Genomic DNA, 16,090 nt, shown 5'->3' on the forward strand with positions numbered 1-16,090 from the left:
CCCCACAGGTTGCCCGTTACCGACCCACGCTCCTAGCTGCGGCCACCGCCGACGAGCTGATCTACGCCAAATCCGCCTGCGAGGTGCACAGGTGGATCGAGGCGAACGGAGGATCCCAAGCCGTCCTGAACCTCGTGACAAGACTCAACTCCGGCGACGAGTTCTCGGCCATCGTGACCGGACAGACATCGAGGTAGCCCGACCTTGACCCCGACCCCGCGGCACCTCGGTCACCGATTGCCGAGCAATCGCCGCTCAGCGGCCCTCGGTGGCCATCCGCACGCCGAGGGCGACGAGGACGGTGCCGTTGATCGCGTCGAGCCGGCGCCGGACCGTGGACCGGCGGAACCACCCGCTGGCCCGACCGACCACGGCCGCCAGGGTCAGGTACAGCACGATCTCGATGGCCACCTGGAGCACCGCGAGCAGCGCGGTCGTGGTGAACAACGGCCAGCCGGCCGGCACGAACTGCGGATAGAACGCGATCATGAAAGCGGCGGCCTTCGGGTTCGCCAGCATGACCAGCGCACCCTCACCGAACGCCTTCACCCACCCGGTATTCGGGTCGACCGGCGTGTCATCGGCGGGGCTCGCCGCGCTCGTGCGGCTGCGCCACGCCGAGCGCCACGCCTTGATCCCGAGGTAGAGCAGGAAGCCGGCGCCAACGACGCGGAGCACGAGGTACGCGATCTCCGAGGCGGCCACCAGCGCCGCCAGGCCGGCGGCGGCGAACAGCGCCCACAGGTACAGGCCGACCTCGAGCCCGAGCACCGTCGGCACGGCACCGGAAAACCCGCGCACGGCGGCGCGGCGCAGGATCAGCGCCATCGCCGGGCCGGGTGAAGCCGAGATCAGGACCACCGCGACCAGGAACGCGGGCAGCGAGACGACAAGATCCATGGCGACAGCATGACTACGGCGCAAGTGCGATTCAACCGCATTGCTGCCGCCGGCAAGGCGAGCCCTGTTCGTCACGCTGGACGTGGCCACCGCTGACCAGACGACCGTGGTCGTGGTTAAACCTGAAACAAAACCGCAGGCCCAAAACACGGAGAACGACACACTCTCGATCGAGCCCGATTCAGGCTACCGGGGATAAAAGCGCTTCGACGGATCGAGGTTGAGCCTTCGGCTGCTCCCACTCATGCGGCGCCGGGTGTGCTTCGGGCTGACCATGTAGCGGCCTCGCGTTAGCAAATTCTTGCTGGTGGGAATAGCGCCCCGGTCGCCGCGTGAGCCATAGTGATCCTGCTTCTGCATTTACCGGCGAAGTGATGCCCACGCGCGGTCCTCGCTGTGGACTGTCTCGAGCGCCGGGACGTGGCTTTTCGGTGGGTTGAAATACGAGAACCGGTGGGGGCGAATCTTGACGTGGGAGCGTTTGGCATCACGCTGGGCCTGGGCCGGGCTCCCGGCCCGAAAACGGTACGGCAACGGTGCTGCCGGACGGCGTTCAGGTCTTGGGTTGACCCGGGCGGGGCGGGTGAGATCCAGGCCGGATGGCTGGTCGGGGCGGCGATGACCTGGACATTGGCGCTGTGACGGCGCTGTTTTCCGGCGCGTGGGATCTGTCCTGAATGGCGGGAAGTTTTAACGATGTGGATCAGGGTGCCCCGAGGGCCGGAGGTGGTCGAATGGATTAGCTCGTGGTGGGAATCGCATTCGCGACCCGACGATTCTGGCGTTTTCCTGAACCAGACACGATTTGCCGAACGAAGCCGGCATATTGCAGCGGCCAAATCGGTAGAACCGCTTCCTATTGGCGTCATTCGGCCCTGCCGGCGGGTGGCTGAGCATGTCGACAAAGCGCTACTCGTCGACAGAAGCAGCAAAACGCCCGGTTGGCGTCGGATCGCTCCCGTGGGCTCTGCTCGCTGGTCAATTTCCCGTTTGGATGAAATGTGGCAACCTTTTCGGTTGCCGAAAAGTCAATGTCGGGCTTCTGTCATTGCTGCGGGATACCGATCAATCAAGAGCCCTCAATACGATGCGGTAGCCCGTATGGAGCACCACGGACAAGGGAGAACCTCTTGAAATCCGCTCTGCAATGGTCCGCAATGGCCAGCTTGGCGCTCGCACTGGTCGTGACCGGCGCGCCCGCCGAGGCGAAGCCGTCCACGAGCGACCGGAACGGCAACACGACCAGCGTCGCCCGCACCAGTGACGGTCGCGCGATCACCAGCGAGGCCGTCGCGAAGGAGGTCGCCGCGTTCTGGACGCCGGAGCGCATGGCGAAGGCCGTCGACCTGGACTTCGCCAGGCCCGCCCGCGCCACCGAGTCGTCGCACCGCGCGCCGAAGCCCGACGGACCGGTGGGCGCGGTCGCGCCGGTGAAGCCGAGCATCGCCAGCGGCGACGACATCCGCGTCCAGCTCAACGAGTCGCAGACCGTCGGCAAGGTCTACTTCACCACCCCCACCGGCGGGCTCGCCTCCTGCTCGGCCAGCACCGTCGCCAGCGGCAAGCGGCGTCTGGTCGTCACCGCGGGCCACTGCGTGCACCAGGGCCGCGGCGGGACGTGGTACAGCAACTGGCAGTTCGTCCCCCGGTACCGTAACGGCGTCCGGCCGTTCGGCACCTTCGTGGCGTACAACCTCACGACCCGTACCGCCTGGGCCAGCAACAGCAACCTCGACGAGGACATGGGTATCGCCATCATGAACAACGGCGGTATCTACGGCGCGAAGGTGGTCGAGACCGTCGGCGGCAACGGCCTGCGCTGGAACTACGGCTACAACGTCTACGTCACCGCGCTCGGCTACCCGTCCAACCTGGGCGGCGGCGAGAGCCAGTACTTCTGCCAGGGCAACACCTGGCACGCCGGCGGTCAGCAGATCCGGATGTACTGCAACATGACCTACGGCTCCAGCGGCGGACCCTGGCTGCAGGAGTACAACGACCAGACCGGCTACGGGTACATCAACAGCGTCGTGAGTCACGGCGACAACCCGGGTAACGGGCAGTTCGACGGCCCGTACTTCGACAACGACATCAAGAGCCTCTACGACTACGCGGAGAGCATCTCCCCGGCGTGAGCCACATGCTCATCGGAAGCCCCGGCCGTCGGCCGGGGCTTCCCCCACGTACCTGCGCCGCGGCGGCGAGAGCCGGCGCTGTTACTTCCGTGTTACGACACGGCGAAGTCGCTGCCGTGATCCGCCTCCACCGTGGACTCCGAGGTGCCGGCATGACGGAGGTCGGCACCGACACGGTCGGACGAGGAGGAGACAGATGCGGATCAGGAGTGCACTCACGGTGATGGCGGTCGTGGTCGCCGGCCTGGTCGGTGGCGGAGGCACCGGCACGGTCGCGAGCACGAAGGCGGCGACCGGGTCGCCGTACTGCGGAATCACCTGGGGCAGCGGTACGAAGGCGGCCGGCTCGCTGAGCACCGCCCCACTGGTCGACGTGCGGACGGGCCGGCACGACTGCTTCGACCGGGTGGTCTTCGAGTTCGCCGGCCCGGTCAGCGGCTACACCGTGACCTACGGTGAGACGTGGACCGAGGGAGAGGGTCTGCCGCTGTCGCCGTACACCGCCGGGGACGAGCTGCTGCGGGTCTCGTTGCGGGCCCCGTCGTACGACGACGGTCATGTTGCCACCGTCCCCTACCGGGTCGGCGAGCACACGGCCAACGTGCTGCGCTACCGAACGCTGCGGGACGTGGTGTTCGGCGGCAGCTTCGAGGGCTACACCACCTTCGCGGTCGGGGTGCGGGCGCGGCTGCCGTTCCGGGCGTTCGTCCTGGCCGGCCCCGGCCCGCACAGCCGGATCGTGCTCGACGTCGCCCACCAGTGGCAGGAGTGACGACCGTGCGGGCCGGCGCCGGCCGGGCCCGCACACCAACCGTTTTGCCAGGTCAGCGGGGAGCCTCACCCAGCTAGGCTCACCGCATGGATGGCCGGGTGCTCATCGTCGAGGACGACGCCTCCATCCGTGAGGTCACCGCCCTCGGCCTGCGACGCGCCGGCTTCCGGGTGGACACCGCCGTCGACGGCCGGTCGGGGATCGCCGCGTGGCGGGCCCGGCCGGTCGACCTGATCGTCCTGGACGTGATGCTGCCCGGTCTGGACGGGTTCGAGGTCTGCCGGGAGATCCGGCGGACCAGCAGAGTGCCGATCCTCATGCTGACCGCCCGGACGGACACCATCGACGTGGTCGTCGGGCTCGAGTGCGGCGCCGACGACTACCTGCGCAAGCCGTTCGACCTGCCGGAGCTGGTCGCCCGGGTCCGGTCGGTGCTGCGCCGGGCCACCGATCTGCCCGTACCGACCACCATCGAGGTCGGCGGGCTGGAGATCGATCCGGCGAGCTTCGTGGCCCGCAAGCACGGACGGGACCTCGCGCTGACGGCCACCGAGTTCCGGCTCCTGCTGGAGCTGGCCCGCCGGCCTGGCCAGGTCTTCACCCGCGAACTGCTGCTGGAGCGGGTGTGGAACCACGACTTCCTCGGCGACTCCCGGCTGGTCGACGTGGCGGTGCAGCGCCTGCGCGCAAAGGTCGAGGACGACCCGGCCCACCCCCGGTTGGTCCGGACGGTGCGGGGTGCCGGTTACAAACTGTCACCGACGTGAGGTAGGTGCCCGGTGCGGACAGCGGATCCCGTCGTCCCCGGCCGCCTGCGCCGCCGGCTGACCGTGGCGTTCGTGCTCGTCGCCGGGGTCTCCGCCGGGCTGCTCGCCGGTGGGTCGTACGCACTGCTGCGGCAGGCCCGGTTCGACGCCTCTGTGCAGCAGGCCGCGGCGGACGCCCGCTACCGGCTGGTGCTCGCCGGGCAGTTCGTGCCGCTCACCGCGCAACGCCGGAGCGAGCTGCTGACCAGCTTCGAGGGCAGTGGCCGGCACGTGGTGCTCGTCGACGGCGGGACGTACCCGTCGAACCCCGCGTACGCGCCGCCGCCGGGTGGGCGACTGCGGGCGACCGTGGCGGCCGGGCAACTCGGCTACGAACGGTCGGCCCCACAGGCCCGCCCCCGGCTGCTCGTGGTCGGCGGTCGTGTTCCCGGCTCGACCGCCGAGCTGTACGTGGTCACCGTCGAGGACGACATCGCCGCCGAACTCGACCAACTCCGCACCGCGTTGCTGGCCGGCTGGGTGCTGGTCGTGCTGCTCGCCGCCGCCGTGGGGCACACCCTCGCCCGCCGCACCCTCGACCCGGTGGACCGGGCCAGCCGGGCCGCCCGGGCGCTCACCGAAGGGCTGCTGGCCACCCGGCTGCCGGTCCGCGGCCGGGACGAGTTCAGCGTCTGGGCGGCATCGTTCAACGAGATGGCCGAGGCGCTCCAGGCCAAGATCGAGGCGCTGTCCCGGGCACAGGCCCGGGAGCGGCGGTTCACCGCCGATGTCGCGCACGAGCTGCGTACCCCCGTCACCGCCCTGGTGGCCGCGGCCTCGCTGCTGCGCGACCACCTGGACCAGCTGCCGGCCGACGCCCGGCGCGCCGGGGAACTGCTGGTCACCGACGCGGTCCGGCTGCGTCGGCTGGTGGAGGACCTGATGGAGATCTCCCGCCTGGACGCGGGCCGCGAACCACTCGCCGTGACCACGGTCGACGCCGCGGCGCTGCTACGGTCGGTTCTGCGGGCACGGGCCTGGACCGAGCTGGTGGCCGTCGACGTGGCCCGCGTCGACCTGCGGACCGACCCCCGTCGGCTGGAACGGGTCCTCGGGAACCTGCTCGCCAACGCGGTCGAGCACGGCGGCGGTGAGGTACGCGTCTGTGCCCGTCACACAGGCGCGGACGTCGTCTTCGACGTCGCCGACGAGGGCCCGGGTATCTCCGCCGAGCATCTGCCCCACCTCTTCGACCGCTTCTACAAGGTCGACCCGGCCCGCTCCCACCCGGGCAGTGGGCTCGGGCTGGCGATCGCCCGGGAGAACACCCGCCTGCTCGGCGGCCGGTTGAGCGTGGCCAGCACACCCGGCGTCGGTACCCTCTTTCGGCTCGCGCTCCCCGCCGCAGGCCCGCCGGGCACCCCTACCCGGGAACCGCGCGCCGACCGGCGGCCCGTACCGGGAGGTGCGCCGTGAGGCGGACGATGGGCGTCCTGGCCGTCCTCACCATGGTCGTGGTCGGCGGGTGCGGTGAGCCCCGGTCGGGCTCCCTCGGGCCGGCGCCGACGGCGGCCACGTCGACCCCGCCGACCCCGCCCGTCATCGCCCCGGAGCCGCCGCCGACCGGCCCATCGCCCGAAGCGCCGCGCCCGACCGAGACCAGTACGCCACCGGCTCCGACCGCGCAGCCATCCCGTACGGTCACCGTCGAGCTGTGGTATGTCAGGGACGGACGGATCGTCCCGACCCGGCGTACCCGTCCGGCGACCCTGGCCACGTCCCGCCTGGCGCTGGCCGAGCTGGCGGCCGGGCCGACGGCGGCGGAGGCATCGGCAGGGCTGGCCACGCTGGTGCCCACCGGCGTCGAGGTCACCCGGATCGCCGAGGCGACGGCGGTGCTCGGGGCGGTGCCGACGACCGGCGGGCCGGCCGCGGTACGGCTGCGCGAGGCACAGGTCGTCTGGACACTCACCCAGTTCCCCACCGTGCGGCGGGTCCGCTTCGGCACCGCCACTTCGGTCGACCGCACCGACTACGCCGACCTGCTGCCGCCGATTGTCGTTACCACCCCCGCGATCGGCGTGCGGATCGCCAGCCCGGTCACGGTCGCCGGGACGGCGGACGTGTTCGAGGCCACCGTGAGCGTTCGCGTCCTCGACGGCTCCGGCCGCGAGATCGCCACCACGTTCAGCACCGCCAGCTGTGGCACCGGCTGTCGGGGCGACTACCGCGTCTCCCTGGTCTACCGGCTCGACCGGGAGCAGGCCGGCACGGTCGAGGTGTACGAGGTGTCACCGGCGGACGGGTCGCGGACCAAGCTCGTCGCGGTGCCCGTACGGCTCGCCGCCAGCCGCTGACGACACCGACGCGCCGGCCCCTACCTCCATCTCGAACCGGATCTGGCCTACGTGGTGGCGCAGGGGAGCGGGTTGTCGGGCACGTGCTCGGCACGGCGGACACCCCCTCCTTCGTGCGCGCCTACCGGGAGAAGTGGGTTCCCCGGCTGGCGCACCGGTACCCGGCACCCACCCGGCCGCTGACGAGGAGATGATCGCCCTGCACCACCGGCCGGAGCGGATGCTTCTGCCACAACTGGCCGCCTACCCGGCTCACCTGCACATCGACCTGCTGCCCGAGGCCCAGGGCGCGGGCCACGGCCGCCCGCCGGCAGTGCCCGCCGTGCACGGTAGTCGGTGGCCGTACGGTCGCACCGCTGTCAGCGGGCGGCGTCCGGGTGTCCCGGCATACCGGAGCCGCCGCCGCTGCTGCCCGAGGCGCCACCGGCCACACCTGAGCCGTCGTCCTCGGTGACCACGTCCGGCTCCGCACCGTCCGGCGTCGGCACGTCGGTGTCCGCTTCGACCTGGACCAGCCGCGCCTGACCAACCTCGTCCTCGGCGTGCTCCGGGTCGACCGGCAGCTCACCGTCGCGCGCCCGATATCCCATGCGGTGCCTCCCGTTGCGTCGGTGTCGTCCGCCGTGGAGCTACCCGGGATAATCGCGACGAAACGTCGATTTCAGACACGGCGCGGCCGTCGGCCCGGCCCTGCTGAGACACGCCGGGTGCGCCACCTCGACGCGTCCCTTCCGTACGCCAACCGGCCCCACGGCGAGTTCTCCCTCGACCCGGTCCTGCGCGACCTGGCCGAACACACCGACCAGGCAACGGCCCGCACCACGGCCAAGTTCACCGGGTACCCGGCGCGGCACCTGCGCCTGACCGGCGACGCCTGGCCGTGGCGGACCACCCTGCTGGGTGCCCTGACCGTCGCTGTCGCCGTCGCGGCCGCCCTGCTACCGGCGGCCACCGCCCGGCTCCTCGCCCGCCGCCGATCGACCCCACGGGCCGGGGACGCCACCGCCGATCAGCGGCTTGTCCAGACCCGTCGAGGCGCCCACGGCATCATCGGGGTCGCCGACGAGCGAGTCCGGGGCACGCATGCGCCACGCGTCGGTGACGAGTTCCGTCAGGCGAATAACGCTCACCCGGGTCAGCCGCAGCATGACCAGGGGCAGGCCGCCGTACGCGGGCGTGGTGAAGAAGAGTTCGGGCTCGCCGAGGAGTAACGCCTGCTTCTCCGCCTCGTCTCCGACGTACAGCACGGCGATGTCGGTGCGGATCCGGCGCGGCGAACCGGGCCGGCGCTCGGGGTAGGACCAGACGAAGCCCTTGTCGGCGACCCGGAAGTCGAAGCCGTCGCTGTCGATCTCCACCACGTGCGGCAGCGCCAGCGCCAGCCGGCGCACATCGTCGACGTCAGCCACCGACGTCACTCCAGGGCACCGCTGCATGCACCCGCACAGCCTAGCCGGTATGTCCGTGGCAGCGGGTGTCCGGGATCTTGAGAGGTGTGGACGGTCCATACCGCTCACCTGATGCGACCGGGCGCCCTCGTTGGCTGGCCGCCCGTCGCGGGGCACCACGAGCGCCGGGCCGCGGATCTTCACCCGATGCCGGGACGGAATCCGGGTGGTTGCTCCGGGGCGAAGGCCCTGCGATGCTTTCCGTATGTCCTCCCTGCCGGCCACCCTCGCCGAAGACGTCATCGGGCAGCCGGTCCGGGCCCAGTTCGAGGCGTTCCTCGACGAGCATCGCAGGGCACTGCACGACTGCTTGGACGGGCTGACCGAGGAACAGGCGCGCCGGTCCCTGGTGCCCTCCCGGACGACGCTGCTCGGCCTGGTCAAGCACGCCACGTTCGTCGAGAAGGTCTGGTTCGACGAGGCCGTCACGTGCCGGCCGCGTACCGAGATCGGCATTCCGGCGACACCGGACGAGTCCTTCATCCTGCATGACGACGACACCATCGCCACCGTCCAGCTCGCACACCGTGAAGCGTGTGCGGCTTCCCGCCGCGCGACGTCGTTGCTGGGGCTGGACGACATGGTGTACGGGAACCGGCGCGGCCCGCTGCCGCTGCGCTGGGTGTACCTGCACGTGCTGCGTGAGCTCGCCCAGCACTGCGGGCACGCGGACATTCTGCGCGAGCAGCTGTTGCGCCAGTAGCTCGCCGTCGTCCGTGTCCGCCAGGGCAGACGTGCCACGGAGCATGGGCGGGCACTCGTGGGTGGGGCGCTCGGGCGTGCCACGGGCGAGCGCCACCCGACGTGGGCAGCGCACCTGCGTCGACCACCAGGCCGTGGGGTTTCAGTCCGGACGGCGACCATGGTCAGACCTGCGCTGGCGGTAGGCGCTCTGCTGGCAGGCCCGGGAGCAGTACCTTCGGGGGCGTCCGGTGCCGGAGTGCTCGACCTGGTTGCCGCAAACCTGGCACCTTTCGTCACGAGTTTCATCACGCACCTCGCCCCGGTAGCGGCGGACCAGAGCCTCGACGCCATCGAGTAAACACCGTAATCCGAATTCGAACGGATCCTCGGGGTCGTCGTAGCCTCCGGCTTGCCAGAGGCGCGTCAGGGTCGGGTAGCAGTCGAGTCTGGCGTAGAGCGAGTCGCGGGCGGCCCACCACTCATCCTCGGTCACCCCACTGAGCCGTTCCTCCCGTGCCACCTCCACTAGTCGCAGCGCCTCGGCGTCGATGAACCGGCCAACCAGGTTGACGACGGAGACCACCTGGGCCGGTGGCAGCCCCGTGCCGGCGGCGGCGCTCAGCATCCGCTCGTAACGCGCGACGCTGTGGGGGCCCGGCACGCGTCGGGTGCCGCGCACCTCGGCCAGCCAGGGATGCCGTTTCCGCAGTTCCCAGCTTTCCCGGGCGCAAGATTCCAGCCGCGCCCGCCAACCCGGCCCGGTAGGGGCGTCCGCTTCGGTCGCCCCTGTGGGCGGGGTGTCGGGAAGGCTCATGACCGCGTCACACATGAGGTCGATGAGGTGGTCGCGACCGGGGACGTGCCGATAGAGGGACATGGAGGTGAAGCCGAGCCAATCGGCGACCTTGCGCATCGACAGGCCTTCGAGCCCATCGGCGTCGGCCACCTCGACCGCGGCACGGACGATCCGGTGCAGGGTCAGCCCTGGCCGCGACCCGGCGGCCTCGTGCCGCCACAGCAGCTCGACCCCCTCGTCTGGATCCCCGGCCCGATGTCTCGTCATGATCGCCTCCTTCCGTCTATAGTAACCGAATCCTGTTTACGCCATAAACAGCAAAGGGTGATACTTCCATGCCTGAATTCCATGTGGCCCCCGCTGGTGACGACTCCTGGCCCGGCACGTCGCAACGTCCGTTCGCCACGATCGCCCGCGCCCGCGACGCGGCCCGCGCCACGGCCGGCGAGGTTCTCATCCAACTCAGGGCCGGCGTTCACCCGCTGACCGAGCCGCTCACACTGACCGAGGCGGACTCCGGCCGCGACGGTCACCGGATCATCTACCAGGCCCACGGCTACGGGACGCAGGAGCAGGAGGAGGCCGTGATCAGCGGCGGCCGTGAACTCACCGGCTGGCGCATCGAGGACGGGGTCTGGCTCGCCGAGGTGGGCGACCTGAACACCCGCCAGCTCTATGTCGACGGGCGCCGGGCCGAACGCGCCGGCGTCGACGGCCTGCCCGGAAACGCGACCAGGACGGCGACCGGTTACGTCACCGACAGCACCGAACCGCTCGGCTGGCGCAGTCCGGGCGATGTCGAATTCGTCTACCGGGGCGTCTACCCCTGGACCGAGGCGCGCTGTCCCGTCGCCACCGTGACCGGCGCAGATCCGGTCACCATCACCATGGTTCAGCCGGCGTTCGGTTGGGCGATCGACCTCTACAACTCCGTCTACGAAGGCGAGACCATGAGCGGGCCCGGTCTGCCCACCCGGGTGGAGAACGACGCCTCGTTCCTCACCGAGCCCGGCACCTTTGTCCTGGACCGCTCACGCCCGGGCCAGCACGTGGTGCGCTATCTCCCACGGGAGGGCGAGGATCCGGAACGGGCCAGGGTGGTCGCGCCAGTACTGGAACCACTGCTCCGTGCGGACGGTGCCCGTGACGTCTCCTTCCGCGGCCTGGTCTTCGCCGAGGCATCCTGGTCACAGCCGAGCAGTGGAAGGGGATTCCTGCACTACCACGGCAGCGGTTTCTACGAGGGCGGCCAGATCAACCGGGTGCCGTTCGGTGAGGGGGCGTGGGTGACGGTGCCCGCCACGCCGTCCGCCATCCCCGCCGGCGTGATGCTCACCGGCAGCGCCGGGGTGGAGATCGAGGGATGTCGGTTCACCCGGATGGGCGCGACCGGCCTGGGCATCTCCGGTGGCGAGCGCGTGACAGTACGCGGCTGCGACTTCGACCTGCTGTCGGCTGGGGCCGTCACCGTCGTCGACGCGGCCGAGGTCCTGATCGAGGAGAACCACGTCCAGCACATCGGGTTGGACTACTCCGGCTCCCCGGGTATCGCGGTCACGGGCACCCGGGACTGCGCCATCACGCACAACGAAGTCGCCGACGTGCCCCACTGCGGCATCGTTGTCGGACCGGGTGCGGGCAGCCGTGTCCTGCACAACCACACGGTCCGCACCATGGGCGTGCTAGCCGACGGCGGCGGGATCTACCTGGCCGGCCCGCAGGGCGAGTCCGCGCAGAACGGCGCGGTGGTCAGCGGCAACGTCATCGAGGACACCCGTACCCCGTACAACTTCGGGCTCTACACCGACTACGGGGCCGCGTGGGTCACCGTCGAGAACAACGTGGTCGTCCGTGCGGACAACACCGCCATCCTGCTGGTCTCGCCACCCCTGGAGAACGTCGTCTACCGGGGGAACTTCTGGGACGCCGACCCGGTCGGTGCCGCCGAACCGCCCGAGGGGGTCACCTACGAGGACAACAGGACGCTGGCCGACGAGGAGGCGCTGAAGGCGGCGACGGCCGAAATCCGGGACCGGGCCGGACTGGGCCGAAACCGCCGCTGACGGGGCCACGCCGCCGCATCGTTCCCGGGCGTCCCGGCACGAAGCGGCGGCACCCGGCACCGCCGGCCGGCCCGTCAGCCGCTGACCCCTCGCCGCCGAACCGGCCGGACCTCGCCGGTTCCGGCACGGCTGTCCCTACCCCACCGTGCAGGGACTGCCGTTGAGGCTGAACGAAGCGGGCGTCGCCGTGTTGCCGGTGTGGTTGGCCTGGAAGCCGATGTTCACCGATCCGTTGGCCGGGATGGCCGCGTTGTAGCTGACGTTCCGGGCGGTGATCTGCCCACTGGTCGGGCTGTAGTTGGCGTTCCAGCCGCTCGTGATGGTCTGCCCGGCGGGCAGGGTGAACGCCAGGGACCAGCCGTTGATCGCCGTGGTCCCGGTGTTGGCGATCGTGATGCCGGCGGTCAGGCCGGTGTTCCAGGAGTTGTTCGTGAACGTCACCCGGCACCCCGCGCCGCCCGGCGGCGGGGTCGTCGGCGGCGCGGTGGTGGGCGTGGTCGTCGGCGAGGGGGTCACCGTGCCGCCGGCACGGATGACGTACGTGACGAGCGACCGGGCCGGCACGGTCGCGCTGAAGGTGCCGCCGCCCACCGCGACCGACGGTTGCGCGGTCATGCTGGCCGAGCCGTTGGTCAGGTACGGGGTGGCCGTGCCGGTGCTGAACCCGGTGTTCCGCAGGGCGTACGACACCTGGTTGGCGCTGCTGGCCGCGTTGAGAGCGACCACCACGGCCGAGCCGTCGCCGTTGCGGTAGGCGGACAGCCGCAGGTGGCCGTCCGAGGTCGTCGCGCCGATCCGGTTGGCGCCCGGGCGGACGAAGCGGCTGTACGCCGCCATCGCCCAGAGCCGCTTGGAAACCCGGTAGCCGTCGCCGTTCATCTGGATAAACCCGCGGGTGGCGCCGGTGGACGCGCCGTACCAGTAGACGTACCCGTTGACCTGGCCGCCGGTGAGCGCGGTGTGAATCTCGTTGGCGACCCGGAAGCCGTCGTAGCCGCTGCCGTCGTCCCATGCCTCGTTCCAGCTGTCGCCGTCCGGCGACTACTCGGACATCCAGGTGTTCCGCCCGGTGACCGGCAGCGGTGAGGTCGGGTAGCTGCCGTACGAGTGGCCGGTGTGCAGGCCGACCTGGCGGTGCGCCTCGGCGTCGGCCACGACAGCCGAGGTGTACGTGCGCTGACCGCTCCAGCCCACGACGTCACAGCAGGTGACCCTGAGCCCGGCGGTGTTGGCGACCGGCCCGACGATCTTCGCGAACTCGACCGCCTGCGCCGGGGTGAACCGCATCGAGGAGTACGACGTCGTCCAGTTCGGTTCGTTGGTGAAGCCCAGATCGTTGATGGTGACGCCCTCCTGGGCGTAGAAGCGCGCGTACTGCACCAGGTAGTTCGCGTACGCGCGGCGCCAGTCGCCGCTGGGGCAGGACGTCCCGGACAACCCGCACAGCGTGCCGCCGTTGGCCTGGTCGCCGTTGTCCTTCATGTAGCCCGGGGCGCTCCAGGCGTTGGCGTAGAACCGGGACACCCCGTACGCCTGGGCCTGCTTGGCCAGCCAGACCTGGCCGTCGTCGTCGCGGTTCCACACGTACCGTGGTGTGGCGTTGGGGCCGCCCGGGTCGGTCGGCTGGATGGAGGTGTTGGGGGTCGAGCCGATGCCGAGCCGCAGGATGCTCAGTCCGGCGCCGGTGGAGCGGCTGAACAGCAGGTCGAGGATCTCCCGTTGGCGCGGCGCGGACAACCCCTGCGAGCCGCCCATGATCTTGGCCCTGCCGAAGTGCTCCGAGATGCCGAATCCGTCGATCGGCTGCAACACGCTGGACCCGTTGATGGTCGCCGCCGAGGCCGCGTACGCGCTCGTCGGGCGGGAGGCGACCACGACGCCCGACCCCAGCAGCACCGCCGCCGCGACCAGGGCCTGCGTGACCCGCCGGTGGGTGCGGGACATGGCCACTCCCTCCCGGGCCCGTGCGGGCCCGACCATTCATCGAAATCAATCGAATTGATGAACGAGAATTTCAGAAAGGGCTCGGTGAAGGCAAGCCCACGGGCGCGGCGGCCGGGCGACGTCATCCCGGGAACTCCTCGCGGCTGAGCACGGGCTGCGGCCCGTCCCACCCGCATACCGGGAACGGGCCGCAGCCGTGCCCACGGCGGGGGCGGCCGGCGATCAGATGGTGAAGCCGCCGTCGACGTTGAGCGTCGCCCCGGTGACGTAGCGTCCGTCCGGGCCGGCGAGGAACGCCACCGCGGCGGCGACGTCGGCTGGTTCTGCGTAGTGGCCGAGAGCCGTGAACCCGTTGATCGTCTCGGCGTTCGGGCCGTCGGCCGGGTTCAGTTCGGTGTCCGTGGCCCCCGGGTTCACCAGATTCACGGTGATCGCCCTGTTGCCGAGTTCGCGCCCGAGCGCCTTGGTCAGGCCGATCAGGGCGGTCTTGCTCGTCGCGTACAGCGAGAAGCCCGGGAAGACCGCCCGCTCGGCCACGTTGCTGCCGATGTTGATGATCCGCCCACCGGCCGGCATGTGGCGCACCGCGGCCTGTGAGGCGACGAACGGCGCCCGGACGTTGACCGCCATCGTCTGCTCGAACTCCGCCAGGCTTAGCTGCTCCAGCGGTCCGAGCAGGAACGCGCCGGCGTTGTTGACCAGGATGTCCAACCGACCCAGCTCACCGGCGACCCGGTCCACCGCGGCGACCACCGCCGCAGGGTCGGAACTGTCGGCCCGTACGGCGATCGCCCGCCGTCCCGCGGCCTTGATCTGGTCCACCACGTCGTCGGCGCGCTGCTGGTTCTGCTGGAACGTCAGCGCCACATCGGCGCCCTCCTGGGCCAGGCGCGACGCCACGGCAGCGCCGATGCCGCGACCGCCACCGGTTACCAGAGCGACCTTGCCATCAAGTGACTTGTTCATGAGGCAGAGCCTGCTGGACGAGGACCGAGCTGTCCGGCGGTGATCGGACGTCACGTTCGCGCCGCCGGCATCACCACGCAGGCCACGCAACCGTCGTGACGGTAACCGGCGGTGTGGCTGCAGATACCGCTCTCGTTCGCCCTGGTTCAGCCGGCCCGGGACACCGCGACCGGGCTGCCGGGCGTCCGTTGGTGCTCCACACCGGCGGGAAACGCGCGCCGGTAGTCCGTCGGTGACAGCCCGACATGGAGGGAAAAATGCCGGCGCAGATTGTTCGCCGTACCCAGCCCGCTGCGCCGACTGACTCCGTCGATCGGCAGGTCGGTGGTTTCCAGCAGGGCCTGCGCCCGGGCGATGCGCTGGGTCAGCAGCCACTTCATCGGCGTGAGTCCGGTTGCGGCGAGCAGGCGGCGGTGGAAGGTGCGCGGGCTCATCCGTGCCCGTGCGGCCAGGGCATCCACCGACAGCGGCCGGTCGAGTTTCTCCATGGCCCAGTGCAGCACCGGGGCGAGGCTGTCGTCGTCGCTGGGCGAGACCGGGCGCTCGATGAACTGCGCCTGCCCGCCGGGCCGATGGGCGAGGACCACCATGCGGCGGGCCAACTGGTTCGCGACGTGCGCGCCGAGGTCGCGCCGCACGAGGTGCAGGCACAGGTCGAGCCCCGCGCTGAGCCCAGCGCTGGTGAGGATCTGCCCCTCGTCGACGTACAGCACAGAGTCGTCGACGTGGACCGCCGGATAGCGTCTCGCCAGCAACTCCGTGTGGGCCCAATGGGCGGTGGCCCGACGGCCATCGAGTAGGCCGGCGGCGGCGAGGGCGAAGGCGCCGTTGCACAGCGAGACGATTCGCGCCCCGGCGTTGCCGGCGCGACGGAGCGCCTCGAGCAGCTCGGGCGGGAACGGTCGGTCGCCGGTGACGCAGTCGTCCGGCACCGACGGCACGATCACGGTGTCGGCGTCGGCAAGATCGGCCATTCCGTGGTTGGTGTTCACCACGAGGCCCGGCCCGCCGTGCGCGGCGCCCGGTCGGATTCCGCACAGCCGGAAGTCGTACCAGGGGTCGGCCAGGTCGCTGTGCGACCCGCCGAAGACCGCGCACGCGATGCCCAGCTCGTACACGTCCCACGGGGTCAGGGGGATGTCGTCGATGACGGAGGCCGCCACCGTGTGCGTGTTCATGAACGCCAGAGTAGTGGCAGGAAACTGGCGAAGGTTGTCAAGCCCGCCACTGTTCGGTGAGGTGATCCGATGCGAGCGTTGTTCCCTGCCGGGCCGGAAAG

15 protein-coding genes and 1 pseudogene are annotated in these 16,090 nt (G+C 70.6%); 8 read left to right on the forward strand and 8 right to left on the reverse strand.

The window, feature by feature from the left end; all coding sequences use genetic code 11:
- Positions 1 to 197, forward strand: a 197-nt coding sequence (locus E1193_RS32445) for a hypothetical protein (protein ID WP_207922608.1), incomplete at its 5' end; no start/stop codon positions are given.
- A 58-nt stretch (positions 198 to 255) separates the two neighbouring features.
- Here the strand turns inward: E1193_RS32445 and E1193_RS07315 are convergent.
- Positions 256 to 1,062 (reverse strand): LysE family translocator, encoded by an 807-nt coding sequence (locus tag E1193_RS07315; RefSeq protein WP_243707363.1) that lies wholly within the window; start codon positions 1,060 to 1,062, stop codon positions 256 to 258.
- Positions 1,063 to 2,057: 995 nt separating this feature from the next.
- Here E1193_RS07315 and E1193_RS07320 point away from each other — a divergent pair.
- The 5 genes from E1193_RS07320 (at position 2,058) to E1193_RS07340 (ending at position 6,910) form a co-directional block, all read left to right on the forward strand.
- The gene (locus E1193_RS07320; protein WP_243707366.1) at positions 2,058 to 3,035 is read left to right on the forward strand and encodes a hypothetical protein; all 978 of its coding nucleotides are present in this window, start codon (positions 2,058 to 2,060) and stop codon (positions 3,033 to 3,035) included.
- Positions 3,036 to 3,231: 196 nt separating this feature from the next.
- Entirely contained in the window at positions 3,232 to 3,807 is a 576-nt protein-coding gene (locus tag E1193_RS07325) for a hypothetical protein (RefSeq protein ID WP_132181485.1), read from the forward strand.
- An 86-nt stretch (positions 3,808 to 3,893) separates the two neighbouring features.
- A complete protein-coding gene (locus tag E1193_RS07330) occupies positions 3,894 to 4,574 on the forward strand; it encodes a response regulator transcription factor (RefSeq protein ID WP_132181487.1) in 681 nt (226 codons plus the stop codon).
- A gap of 12 nt (positions 4,575 to 4,586) precedes the next feature.
- The gene (locus E1193_RS07335; RefSeq protein WP_132181489.1) at positions 4,587 to 6,029 is read left to right on the forward strand and encodes a HAMP domain-containing sensor histidine kinase; all 1,443 of its coding nucleotides are present in this window, start codon (positions 4,587 to 4,589) and stop codon (positions 6,027 to 6,029) included.
- Positions 6,026 to 6,910 (forward strand): Gmad2 immunoglobulin-like domain-containing protein, encoded by an 885-nt coding sequence (locus E1193_RS07340; protein WP_243707368.1) that lies wholly within the window; start codon positions 6,026 to 6,028, stop codon positions 6,908 to 6,910. The genes E1193_RS07335 and E1193_RS07340 overlap by 4 nt, the downstream gene beginning before the upstream one ends.
- A gap of 359 nt (positions 6,911 to 7,269) precedes the next feature.
- Here E1193_RS07340 and E1193_RS07350 read toward each other — a convergent pair whose 3' ends face one another.
- On the reverse strand, positions 7,270 to 7,500 hold the full coding sequence (locus E1193_RS07350) for a preprotein translocase YidC (RefSeq protein WP_132181491.1): 231 nt from the start codon (positions 7,498 to 7,500) through the stop codon (positions 7,270 to 7,272).
- A 483-nt stretch (positions 7,501 to 7,983) separates the two neighbouring features.
- A pseudogene (locus E1193_RS07355) lies at positions 7,984 to 8,319 on the reverse strand (hypothetical protein); the annotation flags it as partial.
- Positions 8,320 to 8,563: 244 nt separating this feature from the next.
- Here E1193_RS07355 and E1193_RS07360 point away from each other — a divergent pair.
- Entirely contained in the window at positions 8,564 to 9,061 is a 498-nt protein-coding gene (locus tag E1193_RS07360) for a DinB family protein (protein ID WP_132181493.1), read from the forward strand.
- Positions 9,062 to 9,202: 141 nt separating this feature from the next.
- Here E1193_RS07360 and E1193_RS07365 read toward each other — a convergent pair whose 3' ends face one another.
- A complete protein-coding gene (locus E1193_RS07365) occupies positions 9,203 to 10,105 on the reverse strand; it encodes a TetR/AcrR family transcriptional regulator (RefSeq protein ID WP_132181495.1) in 903 nt (300 codons plus the stop codon).
- A gap of 68 nt (positions 10,106 to 10,173) precedes the next feature.
- Here E1193_RS07365 and E1193_RS07370 point away from each other — a divergent pair, with 68 nt between their 5' ends.
- Positions 10,174 to 11,901: a right-handed parallel beta-helix repeat-containing protein gene (locus E1193_RS07370; RefSeq protein WP_132181497.1), complete on the forward strand. Its 1,728-nt coding sequence runs from the start codon at positions 10,174 to 10,176 to the stop codon at positions 11,899 to 11,901.
- 135 nt (positions 11,902 to 12,036) lie between these two features.
- Here E1193_RS07370 and E1193_RS33705 read toward each other — a convergent pair whose 3' ends face one another.
- From E1193_RS33705 to E1193_RS07390, 4 genes are all read right to left on the reverse strand, one after another.
- Positions 12,037 to 12,780 carry a cellulose binding domain-containing protein gene (locus E1193_RS33705; protein ID WP_207922609.1) on the reverse strand — a complete coding sequence of 248 codons (744 nt, stop codon included), beginning with the start codon at positions 12,778 to 12,780 and terminating at the stop codon, positions 12,037 to 12,039.
- Between the two features lie 162 nt (positions 12,781 to 12,942).
- On the reverse strand, positions 12,943 to 13,845 hold the full coding sequence (locus E1193_RS07380) for a glycoside hydrolase (protein ID WP_132181499.1): 903 nt from the start codon (positions 13,843 to 13,845) through the stop codon (positions 12,943 to 12,945).
- Between the two features lie 222 nt (positions 13,846 to 14,067).
- Complete coding sequence (locus tag E1193_RS07385; protein ID WP_132181501.1) at positions 14,068 to 14,811, reverse strand: SDR family oxidoreductase; 744 nt, start codon at positions 14,809 to 14,811, stop codon at positions 14,068 to 14,070.
- Between the two features lie 146 nt (positions 14,812 to 14,957).
- Positions 14,958 to 15,989, reverse strand: a complete 1,032-nt coding sequence (locus E1193_RS07390; protein WP_132181503.1) for a helix-turn-helix domain-containing protein — start codon at positions 15,987 to 15,989, stop codon at positions 14,958 to 14,960.
- Between the last annotated feature and the right edge of the window lie 101 nt (positions 15,990 to 16,090).

Source organism: Micromonospora sp. KC606 (assembly GCF_004348675.1).
GTDB lineage: Bacteria > Actinomycetota > Actinomycetes > Mycobacteriales > Micromonosporaceae > Micromonospora.